The organism is Parabacteroides sp. Marseille-P3160 (assembly GCF_900162725.1).
Taxonomy (GTDB): Bacteria; Bacteroidota; Bacteroidia; order Bacteroidales; family Tannerellaceae; genus Marseille-P3160.
The window spans coordinates 3,498,859-3,511,976 of the sequence record NZ_LT799418.1 but is presented as its reverse complement, the minus strand read 5'-3'; the positions used below and the strand labels follow the sequence as shown (position 1 = coordinate 3,511,976).

Annotated in this window: 11 protein-coding genes and 4 pseudogenes; 4 read left to right on the top strand and 11 right to left on the bottom strand. The window is 46.3% G+C overall.

Features of this window, described 5'->3' with window-relative positions; all coding sequences use genetic code 11:
- Nucleotides 1–356: AGE family epimerase/isomerase (locus BQ8014_RS14115; RefSeq protein ID WP_200814459.1), on the bottom strand; the 356-nt coding region annotated here is incomplete at its 3' end.
- 39 nt (nucleotides 357–395) lie between these two features.
- Nucleotides 396–581: pseudogene (locus BQ8014_RS14110) on the bottom strand (MFS transporter); the annotation flags it as partial.
- Nucleotides 582–706: 125 nt separating this feature from the next.
- Here BQ8014_RS14110 and BQ8014_RS14105 point away from each other — a divergent pair.
- On the top strand, nucleotides 707–964 hold the full coding sequence (locus BQ8014_RS14105) for a hypothetical protein (protein ID WP_139785133.1): 258 nt from the start codon (nucleotides 707–709) through the stop codon (nucleotides 962–964).
- A gap of 57 nt (nucleotides 965–1,021) precedes the next feature.
- Here BQ8014_RS14105 and BQ8014_RS14100 read toward each other — a convergent pair.
- The 4 genes and pseudogenes from BQ8014_RS14100 to BQ8014_RS14085 form a co-directional block, all read right to left on the bottom strand.
- Nucleotides 1,022–1,582 (bottom strand): annotated as a pseudogene (locus tag BQ8014_RS14100) (DUF1080 domain-containing protein); the annotation flags it as partial.
- A pseudogene (locus tag BQ8014_RS14095) lies at nucleotides 1,548–2,307 on the bottom strand (AGE family epimerase/isomerase); the annotation flags it as partial. The pseudogenes BQ8014_RS14100 and BQ8014_RS14095, both read right to left, overlap by 35 nt.
- 39 nt (nucleotides 2,308–2,346) lie before the next feature.
- Nucleotides 2,347–3,225 (bottom strand): annotated as a pseudogene (locus BQ8014_RS14090) (MFS transporter); the annotation flags it as partial.
- Between the two features lie 261 nt (nucleotides 3,226–3,486).
- Complete coding sequence (locus BQ8014_RS14085) at nucleotides 3,487–4,299, bottom strand: 3-keto-disaccharide hydrolase (protein WP_080904905.1); 813 nt, start codon at nucleotides 4,297–4,299, stop codon at nucleotides 3,487–3,489.
- 195 nt (nucleotides 4,300–4,494) lie between these two features.
- On the opposite strand from BQ8014_RS14085, the gene BQ8014_RS14080 reads away from it, so the two are divergent.
- The 3 genes from BQ8014_RS14080 (at nucleotide 4,495) to BQ8014_RS14070 (ending at nucleotide 7,725) form a co-directional block, all read left to right on the top strand.
- Nucleotides 4,495–5,871 carry an aminopeptidase P family protein gene (locus BQ8014_RS14080; RefSeq protein WP_080904904.1) on the top strand — a complete coding sequence of 459 codons (1,377 nt, stop codon included), beginning with the start codon at nucleotides 4,495–4,497 and terminating at the stop codon, nucleotides 5,869–5,871.
- Nucleotides 5,872–5,904: 33 nt separating this feature from the next.
- Complete coding sequence (locus tag BQ8014_RS14075) at nucleotides 5,905–6,909, top strand: Gfo/Idh/MocA family protein (RefSeq protein WP_080904903.1); 1,005 nt, start codon at nucleotides 5,905–5,907, stop codon at nucleotides 6,907–6,909.
- 87 nt (nucleotides 6,910–6,996) lie between these two features.
- Entirely contained in the window at nucleotides 6,997–7,725 is a 729-nt protein-coding gene (locus tag BQ8014_RS14070) for an SAM-dependent methyltransferase (RefSeq protein ID WP_080904902.1), read from the top strand.
- Here BQ8014_RS14070 and BQ8014_RS14065 read toward each other — a convergent pair.
- The 5 genes from BQ8014_RS14065 to BQ8014_RS14045 all read right to left on the bottom strand — a co-directional run.
- Nucleotides 7,711–9,525, bottom strand: coding sequence for a YgiQ family radical SAM protein (locus BQ8014_RS14065; protein WP_080904901.1), 1,815 nt, complete (start codon nucleotides 9,523–9,525; stop codon nucleotides 7,711–7,713). The two genes, BQ8014_RS14070 and BQ8014_RS14065, sit on opposite strands and share 15 nt — an antisense overlap.
- Nucleotides 9,522–10,331 carry a 4-(cytidine 5'-diphospho)-2-C-methyl-D-erythritol kinase gene (ispE, locus tag BQ8014_RS14060; protein WP_080904900.1) on the bottom strand — a complete coding sequence of 270 codons (810 nt, stop codon included), beginning with the start codon at nucleotides 10,329–10,331 and terminating at the stop codon, nucleotides 9,522–9,524. The genes BQ8014_RS14065 and ispE overlap by 4 nt, the downstream gene beginning before the upstream one ends.
- A 7-nt stretch (nucleotides 10,332–10,338) precedes the next feature.
- Nucleotides 10,339–11,622: a DEAD/DEAH box helicase gene (locus tag BQ8014_RS14055; protein WP_080904899.1), complete on the bottom strand. Its 1,284-nt coding sequence runs from the start codon at nucleotides 11,620–11,622 to the stop codon at nucleotides 10,339–10,341.
- Nucleotides 11,623–11,696: 74 nt separating this feature from the next.
- Nucleotides 11,697–12,527: a transporter substrate-binding domain-containing protein gene (locus tag BQ8014_RS14050; RefSeq protein ID WP_080904898.1), complete on the bottom strand. Its 831-nt coding sequence runs from the start codon at nucleotides 12,525–12,527 to the stop codon at nucleotides 11,697–11,699.
- 7 nt (nucleotides 12,528–12,534) lie between these two features.
- Nucleotides 12,535–13,118 (bottom strand): putative porin (locus tag BQ8014_RS14045; RefSeq protein WP_234998052.1); only part of this gene is annotated, 584 nt, incomplete at its 5' end.

Below are 13,118 nucleotides of genomic sequence, written 5' to 3'. Positions count from 1 at the left end.
GCAAAAGTGTAGGAGAAGATATTATAGGGCTCAATCAGTGGATCCCCCTTCCGGTCCAATGAGAAATACCAATTAAGGCAGCCGTCATGACCGTGCTTTTTTAGGAATTCCGCTCCTTGTATCGCACAGTCCAACCATTCCTGCCTTTTCTCCACCTTGTTATAAAGCATGGCAAACATCCAAACCTCACGACCCTGAAGCCAGATGAATTTATCCGTATCATAAACCGATCCGTCTCTTTCAAGGCAGGTAAAATACCCTCCCTCTTCTTTATCCTGGGAATTTTGAAGCCAAAAGGGAAGTACATTCTCCAGCAATTCTGATTTATATTGCTCTTCTAATTTTTTGAAATCCATGTCTTTTATGATTATATAGTGTTTCGTGTTTTATGAAATTTATTTCTCCCAATACTTCTCTATCTCCTCCAACGTTTTTCCTGTCGTTTCGGGCATCAGTTTCCATACAATCAGCATATATGGAATGCACATAAGGGCAAAGAGAATAAATGTCCCCTGCGGATGGAGATTTTCCAATAGCCAGGGAGTTAATTGCCCTATCAAATAGGTACCAATCCAAAGTGAAAGTNATTGTTCCTTTTTTTTCATACATTTGAGGCAATAAATAAGAAGAAACACGGTTTTAAATTTTCAGCGTTCAATATGTTACGTAATGGAATAAGTCAGTAATAATAAAAATAATTTCTAAGATGGATTCCAACCCTCAAAAACCAATGGGATTCCCTGTCCCGACCTACCAATGGAATGCAAAAAACATTGCTATTCGGGTATTTACCTACCCTCTTTGTCTGTGTGTACTTTTTCTAGGTATCTATGCACTCCTCAATCCTCCGAAAGTGAAATGTGTTTTTGCCGGGATAGGAACCATGATCGCCGTATCGATCTATTTATATGCGGATGTCCGGTTCCTGCTGTTAAGTAAAAAAAGAAAGGGCCTCCATTCTTAACGGCAAGGCTCTTCCAAGGTAAAAATCAATAATGGTTTTGCATGAATCTATATCATTTTATTCTAAAATCTTTATCTTAATATTGCGGAACCAGACGTCATTCCCGTGATCCTGAAATCCGATATATCCTTCCCGTTTTACTCCACCGCAGTTGGACATCAAATAATAGGCATCTGCCCATTCCTTCACACTAAATTTACTATTATCAAGCATTTTAATCCATTCGGGAGTCCATAGCGTGTATTCTACGACTTTTTTGCCATTCTGATAATGAGTAACTTTCCCATTTTCAACTCTAATCTTCGCCCGATTCCATTTTCCGTAGGGTTTTGCATTTTGAGGTTTTGCCGGAATTAAATCGTACAAGGACATCGATTTCCGATTTCCGTCTGTTCCCAGTTTGGCATCCGGATGATTTTCATTGTCCAGAACCTGAGCTTCCCGAGCCGAAGCAACGGCATATTGATTCGGGATTTCCTGTATTAAATATAATATACCGGAATTCCCTCCTTTGGATATTTTCCATTCCAGTTCCAGCTCGAAATTTTTAAACGTATGGGAAAAGATGAGCTCTCCACCTTCACTCCCTTGCCCAGATCCATAATAAACCACATGGCCTCAATGGAATGCCCGGGATTGACAACACGCCCGTCAAAAGAATCGGACAGTTGCCCGTCCGTAGTTACATTTTCAATGATAATACCGTCCAGCTCCGGCCGGTAAAACATATCCATCACTTCATGAATGCAAGTCTCCATCAGACTTAACAAATATTCTTCACTTAACAAATGCTCTATTTCAAGCCCGAGATTACACAGGATCATCGGTAAGGCGAAGTTTTTAAGATCCCGTGTACCCGGATAAACTTTATTCCACTTTCCTTTGGGATTATCCACCTTCGACAATATGATATCGAAAGTCCTGCGGGCAATATCTGCATATTCCTGACTTCCGGTAGCGACGCTTACTTGCGCGAACGCCATCGTCGCAAAAGTGTAGGAGAAGATATTATAGGGCTCAATCAGTGGATCCCCCTTCCGGTCCAATGAGAAATACCAATTAAGGCAGCCGTCATGACCGTGCTTTTTTAGGAATTCCGCTCCTTGTATCGCACAGTCCAACCATTCCTGCCTTTTCTCCACCTTGTTATAAAGCATGGCAAACATCCAAACCTCACGACCCTGAAGCCAGATGAATTTATCCGTATCATAAACCGATCCGTCTCTTTCAAGGCAGGTAAAATACCCTCCCTCTTCTTTATCCTGGGAATTTTGAAGCCAAAAGGGAAGTACATTCTCCAGCAATTCTGATTTATATTGCTCTTCTAATTTTTTGAAATCCATGTCTTTTATGATTATATAGTGTTTCGTGTTTTATGAAATTTATTTCTCCCAATACTTCTCTATCTCCTCCAACGTTTTTCCTGTCGTTTCGGGCATCAGTTTCCATACAATCAGCATATATGGAATGCACATAAGGGCAAAGAGAATAAATGTCCCCTGCGGATGGAGATTTTCCAATAGCCAGGGAGTTAATTGCCCTATCAAATAGGTACCAATCCAAAGTGAAAGTCCTGCGATAGACATCGCCAGTCCACGAACCCTAATCGGATACATTTCCGATAACAAGACGAAAATAACGGCGGAGATAGAACCCGCACAGAAGAAGATATATAAGAGGAAGAATATTAACAGGAAAATATTCGAAATCCCTAATCCGGTGCCCAAAATGAAGTAAAAGGCGATCAACAGCAGCGAGAGGATCATCCCGGACACGCCAAAATAGACTAACTTTTTGCGTCCGATCTTATCGATAAAGAACATGGCGAGAATCGTGGTCAGTACATTTACCAAACCGACAATAACCTGATAAAATAAGGAATCGCTGCCTGAAAGCCCACTGCTCTCGAAAATGGACGGGCCATAGTAAAGAACGGCATTGACACCCATAAACTGTCCTAATATAGCTATTGCCGCCCCGATAAGTACAGCCTTTCGGATACCGGGTTTAAAAAGCTCCCGCCAATGTACCCTTGGTTGGTTTCCTATAGCACTTTTGGTTTCATTCATTTCGAATGCACCTTTTTCATTCGACCCGTAGATATGGTTCAAAATAGGCAATGCTTTTCCTTCATTCGCTTTCAGAATGAGCCATCTGGGACTTTCAGGAATAAAAAACAGTACGATTAGAAACAAGATCGAAGGTATAGCTGCCATCCCCAACATGCTTCGCCAAACTTCCGTATGGGAAATTTTAAACAGAAGAGGCATCTTATCATTCGGGGTAGTGCGTATTGTTTATTTGTTTACAGAAAAAGGAAAGCCTGAAGTGTAAGAGTGTCACTTCAGGCTTTCCTTTGTTTTTCGTTCTTTCGACCTGTTTATTTGGGTCAAGCGGAAAAATCCGGTTGGTAAATTTTCGAGAGATACCTTATAGATACGAAGTTTAGGGTGAACAAAATTGAGTGCATTGGATGGATCAATTGAGTATACTCGATTCTTCAGCGTAATTTCAAACTTTTTTTATTTTGTTTTTTCCGACAGATCCAGTAATTCTACTTTCCTGAATTCGATGGGGTGGCTTTCCGATTGGAGGGCGATGTAACCTTCTTTCAGCGGACCGGGGGTAACGTTGGGAGTCGGGGATACATTTCCTCCGGCGACGATCGGTTTAGTATAAGTTAGTATCGTATCCCCGTCCATGATATGGTGAATAATGCTATCGCCGCGGACTTCCACTTCGAGCGTAGCCCATTCGTTCCACGGATAGGTCTTTGAATGAGAAGAATAACAATGAGCGGTATAATGTTCGCCATTGATATCGATCTCTGTGCCGGGAGTGCAGACATTGCCGGTCGTGCGCTCTTCTCCTACTTCGCCGCCGAGTATCTGGGCTTCGATCGACACCGGGAAGTCCTGGTCTAAGTGCATCGAGGCTGGGGATTGGCAATGCAGCATGGCGCCGCTGTTGCGGAAGGCCCAACCTTCTCCGCCTTCGATCTGGTCGCCGGTAAAGCGATATTCGACACGCAGTTTGTAATACGAATATTTTTTATCCGTAAAAAGATGCCCGAAACGGTTGCGGAACGGTTTGTCGTATCCGTCGTAGCTTACTTTTAAGAGGCCGTCTTCCACACGGAAGGTGTTTGCATAGTTCTCGCCGACAGGGTATCCTGTGATTTTGGGAGTCCAACCGGTCAGGTCTTTGCCGTTAAATAGCTGAATCCATTCCTCTTGTTTAACATCGGAGGAAAGGGAGGCATTTTTATCCTTCTGCGAAGTTTGGCAAGCGCTTATGCCGATAAGGAGTAGTAGAAAACAGAGTGAATTTTTCATAAATAATTGTTTTTTGATTATGAGGATGCAATAATACGATTTTTCCCGAACAATCGCAAGGTATATCCGTGGGGCATTACCGTTTAAAATCCAACAGACTGGATTTATTAAACCGATTTACCGCTTTTTCGCTTCCTGAGCAGAAGATTCTGGAGAATATCGATTATCTTTGGGATGAATCAATAATAAATAGCTATGTTCAGTAAGAAAACTTATATTGACCGGCGCGCTTTGTTGAAAAAGACAATCGGCTCCGGCTTGTTGTTGTTTTTGGGAAATGACGAATGTGGGTCGAACTATGCGGATAATACTTATACTTACCGTCAGGATTCTACTTTCCTTTACTTTTTCGGCCTTCCCTTTGCCGGCCTTTCGGCGATTATCGATATTGATAACGACAAGGAGATTATTTTCGGCGATGAATTGACTATCGACGCGATTGTCTGGATGGGAACGCAACCGACCTTGAAAGAGAAAAGCGAGGCAACCGGCATCGAAACCGTCCTGCCTTTTAAAGAAGTCGAGGCATATTTGAAAAATGCTCAGCGGAAGGGGCAGACGATTCATTACCTGCCGACCTACCGTCCGGAGCATCAACTGAAGCTATGGGCTTGGTTGGGGATCTTACCGGGCGCCGAGAAGCCTTCACTCCCTTTTATTTATGGAGTGATCAACCAGCGTATCTATAAGTCAAAAGAGGAAATAGCCGAGATCGATAAAGCTTGTATCGTGACGGCAGATATGCACCTGGCTGCTATGCGTACGGTTCGCCCGGGCATTCGGGAGAGTGAGGTGGCGGCAGTGGTGGCTGAAGTAGCGTATGCGAATAATTATGAACTCTCCTTTCCGACTATTGCCTCGATCAATGGGCAGACTTTGCACAACCATTCCCATGCCAATTGGATAAAGAGTGGGGATATGTTGCTGCTGGACGCCGGTGCCGAAACCGAAATGGGTTATGCCGGAGATATGTCGTCGATTATACCGGCGGATCCTCAATTTACGACTCGCCAGAAAGAGATCCTGGATATTCAGGTCGCTTGCCATGAGGCTTCCGTAGCGGCTTTGCGTCCGGGAATTACTTTCGAGGCGGTCTATGACCTGTCGGCCAAGGTAATCGTGGAAGGGCTGAAAGGTTTGGGTTTTATGCGTGGCGATGCCGAAGAGGCAGTCAAGGCCGGAGCGCATGCCCTTTTCTATCCTCACGGCTTAGGACATATGATGGGGTTGGACGTACATGATATGGAGAATCTGGGCGAAATCCATGTCGGCTATAACGGAAAACCGAAAAGTGCGCAGTTCGGCCGCAAATCCTTGCGCTTGGGACGAATCTTGGAGCCGGGCTTTGTTCATACCATCGAACCGGGTATCTACTTCATTCCCGAACTGATCGACCTCTGGAAGAGCGAAAAGCGTTTTACCGAATTCATCAATTATGAGAAGGTGGAGACCTATAAGGATTTCGGCGGCCTTCGTAATGAAGAAGACTATTTGATCACGGAAACCGGCTCCCGCCTGTTGGGTAAGCAGATTCCCAAAACGGCTGAAGAGATAGAAGCCATCCGGTCATAATACATAGGCCTATTATCTTAGATTCTATACTATATGAAAAAATTGAAAACTGCGATTGTCGGATTCGGTTTTATGGGAAAGACCCATGCACTGAACGTCTTTCGGAGCGGGCGCATGGAACTTTCCGCTATTGTCGATGCGGATTTGAACCGGATTTACCAGCCGGGTGGTAATTTCGATACCGGCGGCATCGATACGGAAATACTGGCAGCGCTTCCAAAGTATATGACCCTGGAGGAATGCCTGGAGAAAGAAACCATTGATCTGGTTTTTATCTGTGTGCATACGAAATTGCATTATGAGATGGCGAAACTATCATTGGAACGGGGAGCACATGTTTTTGTAGAGAAGCCGTTTGTCTTGGATATAGCCGAAGGGGAAGCATTGGTCGAGGAGGCGAAGCGGCGGAAACGTTTATTGGGTGTCGGGCACGTTGTCCGTTTCATGCCGGCCTACCGGAAGTTACGGGAAATTTACCGATCGAACACCTATGGCGCTTTGAAGTTTATCAGTTTGAGTCGTTTCTCCGGTGTGCCGGACTGGGGCGACTGGGGAAAGCGGCAACGGGAATTCGGTTCGTCGGGAGGAGCCTTGTTCGACTTGGTGATCCATGACATTGATTTCCTCCATTTTCTTCTCGGGCAGCCGGAAAAGGTGGAATCGACTTTCTTCGGCGGTGCACTCAGTCCGCAGGATTATCTTTCCGCTTTCTGGAGGTATGCCGACCGGGAATTGCAAGTGAAAGTGGAGGGCGGTAATACCTTTCATTCCAAATTCCCGTTTGAAGCCGGCTTCAAGGCAACTTTCGAGCGGGCTTCCCTGGTCTGGCATTCTTATGACGGGACAGAGATCAAAGTAGCCGACCATCAGGAAACGCACAGCCTTCCGGTGGAAAATGCGAACGAGGGATTCCGTGAGGAGAGCGAATATTTTGCTCGTTGTATCCAGGAAGGCCAATACCCTGAAGCTTGTAGCGGCGAATCAGCCCTTGAAACTATCCGGTTATGCTACCGGCATGTTGAACAGGTAAATGATTGAACTATATCCGGTTGTTTATGGAATTGTTTTTCAGCCTTTCATCCTTTAGAAATAAGATAAGGAACGGTTTAAATTTTGTTGCGCTTGATGAAAAAAAACTTTTGGTTGGAATATTGGTCGGATAAGACCTCGGGGATGCATCGTTCTTCTTCGGAAGATTTTTTGCAAAAGGAGGCGAGGGAGAAACTTTTTCATCTTGCGGGAGGGAAGAGTTTGCTCGATTTCGGATGCGGTTCTGCCGATCTATTGGTTTATTATGCTCTTGAATATGAGGTCTGCGTAGGGGCGGACAGTTCTCAGGCGATGATCGATAAAGCAAAGGAAAGGCTGAGGCTTCATCAATTGGAGGATAGGGTTTCGCTCAGTCGGAACGACGACGTGCATATATGGGATTACCTGGAAAAGGAGGAGGGCGGGAACTGCCGTTTTGAGCGGATATCGGCCGGACAGGTGATCCAATATCTGGATAAAAAACAGGTTGAACACTTTATCTCCAATGCATTGGAGCATCTGACGGAGGAGGGTAAGATCTGTTTGTTCGATGTGGTTAATGAGCGGTTGTATCCTTTGTGGCACGCGGGCTTGTTTAATTATTCGGATTCGGTCGTATCGGTCGTTTTCCGGCTTTTAAAGCAGCGGTTGTCTGTCTTTAAGAACCATTTGCTGAGAAGGCCGGTTTATGACGACGGATATCTTTATACTCCCGTTTTCTTTATCGAATTAGCGAAGAAATATAAGCTGGATGTGGAGTTTGCCAATTCGATGTACTATGAATACCGGTATCATGTTTTTTTTACCCGGTCAACGGCCAAATAGTTTTTGGATCAAATCCTTGCGTTTGATGCGCTGCAAGGATTCGGTGATCTGGCGGCGGAATTCCGGTTTATACCAGAAAAAGAACTGGCGTTGGCGTTGCTTTTCTTCTTTGGTTCGCGCCGTATAAACTTTTTCCAATGTATAAGGATGGTAGCCGGTGTAGTACATTTCGGTTGCCAGCGTCATGGGAGTGGGAGTAAAGTCCTGCACCTGTTCCAAATGGAAATTCAGTTTTTTAGTCTTAACGGCCAGTTCGGCCATATCCGCTTCGGTACAGCCGGGATGGCTGGAAATGAAGTAGGGAATGAGTTGCTGGTTCAATCCGTGCTCCCGGTTGACCTGCTCAAAGATCCGTTTGAATTCCTCGAACTGGGTAAATCCCGGTTTGCGCATTTGCCTCAGTACGTTATCTTCCGTATGTTCCGGCGCCACTTTCAGGCGTCCCGAGACATGATGCGCAATCAGCTCTTCCAGATAGCGGCGTGCCGATTGGTTGACTGCCTCGTCGGAATAGCGGTGTAACAGGAGGTCGTAGCGGATTCCGCTGCCGATAAACGTCCGTTTGATACCGGGCAGTGCATCGACTTTGCAATACAACTCCAGCATTTCTTTCGGGTCGGCATTCAGATTCCGGCAGATGGTCGGGGAGATGCAGGAAGGTTTTTTGCATTGTTCGCAGATTCGCAAATCTTTTCCCTGCATCCGGTACATATTGGCGGAAGGGCCTCCCAGATCGCTTAAATTCCCCTTGAAATCCGGCATTTCCGTAATTTGCCTTACTTCGTTCAATACCGATTCCTGGCTACGGGAAGCAATGAATTTTCCCTGATGGGCGGAAATTGTGCAGAAAGCGCATCCACCGAAACAGCCACGGTGAATGTTGACCGAGAACTTGATCATTTCATAGGCCGGAATGATTTTTCCTCTATATTTCGGGTGGGGCAATCGTGTATACGGAAGGTCGAAAGAGGCGTCGATCTCCTGTTCTGTCATCGGAGGGTAAGGGGGATTGACCACAATCGTTTGCCCGCCTACCTCCTGAAGGATCCGGTTGGCATGATATTTATTGGATTCTTCTTCAATATGCCTGAAATTTTGGGCCTGTTTCAATTTATCCCTCAGGCATTCCTCATGGGAAAAAAGACGGATATCTCCAGGAAGGGAATCCGGTTTTCCGGTCAGATAGGCTGTTTGGGGTATCTCCTTCAATTCCCGGAAAGGAACACCTGCTTTTAACTGCTTTACCAATTCAATGACGGGAAGTTCCCCCATGCCGTAAATCAGCAGATCGGCAGGGCTGTCCGCCAGAATGCCCGGGCACAACCGGTCTTGCCAGTAGTCGTAATGCGTCAACCGGCGGAGAGAAGCTTCGATGCCTCCGAGTACAATCGGCGTCTCCGGATAAAGCTCTTTTAATATTTTCGTATAGACGATGCTGGGATAATCGGGGCGCATGCCGGGACGTTTATCCGGCGTATAGGCGTCATCGCTGCGAAGCCGTTTGTTAGCGGTATAATGATTGATCATGGAGTCCATTGCCCCCGGGGAGACACCGAAGAAAAGCCGGGGGATTCCCAGTTTCTTGAAATCACGGAAATCGCCCCGCCAGTCCGGTTGAGGTACGATCGCAACCCGTAGCCCCTGCGCCTCCAGCGTGCGGCCGATGACAGCCGCTCCGAAAGAAGGATGATCTACATAGGCATCCCCGCTGAATAGGATAACATCCAGCGTATCCCATCCCCGCGCTTCGACTTCTTTTTTCGTGGTGGGCAACCAGGCATCCGGAGCGAATGTTTTCATTCCAAAGCTCCTTCCCAGACAAAATAGTCCGGATAATCTCTTTTCAATTTTACGGGCTGTTCGAATAGGCCGAATACGGAAGAACCGGAGCCTGACATGGCGGCATAAACCGCGCCGGCGGCATAGAGTTGTTCTTTTATCTTTCCGATCAGAGGATATTGGCTGAAGACGCTCGCTTCGAAATCATTCGCCATCCGGCCTTTCCATTCCCGTACCGGTTGGCATGCCAGCTCTTTGAGTGACAGGGTTGGTTCGGCTGGCTTGACTTGGGCATAGGCGTCCCGCGTGGAAATCGTAATGTCCGGCCGGACAAGGCATAGATAATAACCCTTGAGCGAAAGTTGTATCGGTTCGAAAATAGTTCCGATGCCGGAAGCAAAAACCGGCGTGTTGCGGATAAAAAAAGGACAATCGGCCCCTATCCGGGTTGCCAGCGCTTCCAAGGAATCATTGTCCAGCCCTAATTGGGCGTAATCGTTTACCAGTTTCAACAAATGGGCGGCATCGGAGGAACCGCCTCCCAATCCGGCGCCGAAGGGAATGGCTTTTTTCAGATAAACGGCCAGAGGAGGTATAGCATGCTGTTGCTCCAGTAACCGAAGGGCTTTTACGACCAAGTTCTGTTCAACCGGAGCATCTACCTGCAAACCTGATTGATTGAAGGAGAAGGCAGTTGCCGGAACAATTTCCAGAGCGTCTTTTAATGGAACGGGATAGAAAACGGTCTCTATATCATGATATCCATCCGGCCGCTTGCCCGTGATATGAAGCCCCAGGTTCAATTTCGCATTCGGGAAACAAATCATAAGCCGGTTACTTTGTATTTGCGGGATTTTTCCGGTTCCGGTTGCGGGAAGAGGAAGAAGAACCTTTGGAATTGCCTCCTTTTCCGCTTCCCTGAGGCCTTCCGCTCCCTCTGCGTTTGAGAAAGCGCTTGTTTAGTTCCGGCTCGTAGGCCGGCGCTTCTCCGAAAGCAGCATCTACGGGGATTTTATAAATCGTTTTCTCCAGAAAGTCTTCAATCTGTTTGAACTTCGCTTGTTCTTCCACGGCGACGAACGTGATAGCCAATCCTTCCCCGCCGGCTCGCGCCGTCCGTCCGATGCGGTGTACATAGTCCTCCGGATCATGAGGTATATCGAAATTGACAACCAACTTGATGTCATTGATGTCGATCCCACGGGATACCACATCCGTTGCGACGAGAATATCGATATGCCCGTTCTTGAACTCCTTCATCACCAGTTCACGCTGGGGCTGGTCTAAGTCCGAGTGCATGGCGGCGGCATTCAGTTTCATCTTTTTCAGGACGGAAGTCAATTCCTTCACTTTCATTTTGGAAGAAGAAAAGATAATAACCCGTTCCGGGGGCTTTTGTTGAAAGAGCTGTTCGAGGATATGTATCTTCTGGGCGTCGTAACAGATATAAGCTGTTTGCATGATCGATTCCGGAGGGCGGGAGATGGCTATCTTTACCTCTTCGGGATCCTTCAAGATGGTCTTGGCCAGGGTTCGTATCTTGGGCGGCATGGTTGCTGAGAACATGATCGTCTGACAAGTTTTCGGAAGGCATTTATAGATCTGCATGATATCGTCGAAGAATCCCATGTCTAACATGCGGTCGGCTTCATCGAGGATAAAGAACGATGCTTTCGACAGGTCGGCACTGCCCATCTTCAGATGGCTGATCAGCCGTCCGGGAGTGGCGATTACGATGTCGGCGCCCATTTCCATCCCCCGTTTTTGCTGCTCCCAGGCAACCCCGTCGGTTCCTCCATAGACAGCTACCGCAGAGACGGGGATAAAATAAGTAAATCCTTCGATCTGTTGGTCGATCTGTTGCGCCAGTTCCCGTGTCGGAGCCATGATGACGGCATTTACGGCATTGGCCGGATGGATGCCTTTGCTCAATTCGTTGATAATAGGTAACACGTAGGCTGCAGTTTTGCCCGTACCGGTTTGTGCGCAAGCTATAATATCTTTTCCTTGTAAAATCAATGGAATTGTTAGTGCCTGTACCGGCGTCGTTTCTTGAAAATTCATTGCATCGAGACCATCCAGGACGGACTCTTCCAGCTCTAATTCGTCAAATCTCATTTTATTTCTTTAAATCTAGTGTAAAAATACGTAATTTTTGGGAATAAACCTGCTTCCATTTAAAAATGAATAATTTAAACTTTAGGGCGACGGTAATATTTTTTATATATCTGCTCGAATAGGCCGCTTTGGCGGATTTGTTCCAGCCAATGGTTCAGACTGTCCCGCAATGCCGGGGAGCCATTTCGTACCGCCCAGGATTGAAGCTGTGTGAAACTGATATCGGTCTGGATATCTATTTCCGGCAGTTGCTTTTGTGAAAGAACGGCTAATTGCTGATCACAGACCGCGTAGTCGATATCCCCCCGGGCAACCATCATCATCAGTTGTTCGGAAGAATAAAGCGGCTCTTCCACCACATGGATCGTATCGCCGATTTCATGCTCCAGGTTCTGAAGCCGTAAAAGGGCGGGAGAGTCCTTAGGTATGTAAAGCGTCTTCCGGGCTAAATCCAACTGGTTACGGATGGGTTTGATGCCGTTATTCGCTTCCTCGGTGCGTTGCACCAATACTTGTTTGTTATAGACAATAGGCGTCGTAAAAAGATATTTCTCTTTAAGTTCGGAAGTAATCGGTATGTTGCGGGCGATGAGGTCGTATTTTTTTTGGGCAAGTCCCTTGAAACTTTTTTCCAGGCTCATCTCCAGATGAATTTCAATATTAAGTGCGGAAATATCCGAAATCGCCCGGCTAAGTGCATACTGAAAACCGTCGACAGTATCTCCCGATATATAATAATCATATTGATTATATTCCGTTACGATCCGCAATACTCCTTCTTTCTTTATTTCGTTATAGTCGCGGGGCTTCCCTTTTTGGTAGGACAGGATGGTGATCAATGCACAGCAGATGATGATCAGCAAAGGGAAAAAAGAACGTAGAATTGTCTGGGCGTTTCGTTTCATGTTTTCCTTAATTATTGAAATAAACAGAAATGCCTAATTTAAGCACCATGGGATTGAGAGGGTAGTGGGGGAGGGAAAAATAATCGGGGTCAATGAACAAACTGCCTAAATTGTATCCCATCACAAAGAAACGGGCTTGCTTCAGGTGGCAATTTACATAAGCATTAATAATAGGATACTCTCCGATTTTTAGTTTGGTACCGTCTTTCTGCAACTGGAACTGCTGTGTTGCCGGTTCATAGTATGGAGCTTCGTATTTTGTAAAATAATGGGCATCCGCTCCCATTTGTATTGTTAATACTTTCGCCATTTTGAACGTACAGTAAATATTGGTATAGGCACTGATCTGGGGAAGAGGCAGGACGCTTTCCTTACTACTCTTCTGATAGGCTATTTCGTTTTCCCATCCGAACGAACGGGTGAGAAAGTCTTGCTTGAAGCGGGCAGTCAGAACCTGTATGTTGTCTCCCTCCTGTACAGGAATGCCTTCTTGTCCGAAATAGACATGATTTTGGATGTTTTCCACACCCGCCGAGATCCGTGTATGAGTCTGGTCCCATCCTATCTCTCCTCCGGCATAGACGTGGCGGG

Bases quoted from the DNA above. Each gene is read 5' to 3' on its own strand.
- BQ8014_RS14105 (WP_139785133.1), top strand. From the start codon at position 707: ATGGATTCCAACCCTCAAAAACCAATGGGATTCCCTGTCCCGACCTAC.
- BQ8014_RS14085 (WP_080904905.1), bottom strand. From the start codon at position 4,299: ATGAAAAATTCACTCTGTTTTCTACTACTCCTTATCGGCATAAGCGCT.
- BQ8014_RS14080 (WP_080904904.1), top strand. From the start codon at position 4,495: ATGTTCAGTAAGAAAACTTATATTGACCGGCGCGCTTTGTTGAAAAAG.
- BQ8014_RS14075 (WP_080904903.1), top strand. From the start codon at position 5,905: ATGAAAAAATTGAAAACTGCGATTGTCGGATTCGGTTTTATGGGAAAG.
- BQ8014_RS14070 (WP_080904902.1), top strand. From the start codon at position 6,997: ATGAAAAAAAACTTTTGGTTGGAATATTGGTCGGATAAGACCTCGGGG.
- BQ8014_RS14065 (WP_080904901.1), bottom strand. From the start codon at position 9,525: ATGAAAACATTCGCTCCGGATGCCTGGTTGCCCACCACGAAAAAAGAA.
- ispE (WP_080904900.1), bottom strand. From the start codon at position 10,331: ATGATTTGTTTCCCGAATGCGAAATTGAACCTGGGGCTTCATATCACG.
- BQ8014_RS14055 (WP_080904899.1), bottom strand. From the start codon at position 11,622: ATGAGATTTGACGAATTAGAGCTGGAAGAGTCCGTCCTGGATGGTCTC.
- BQ8014_RS14050 (WP_080904898.1), bottom strand. From the start codon at position 12,527: ATGAAACGAAACGCCCAGACAATTCTACGTTCTTTTTTCCCTTTGCTG.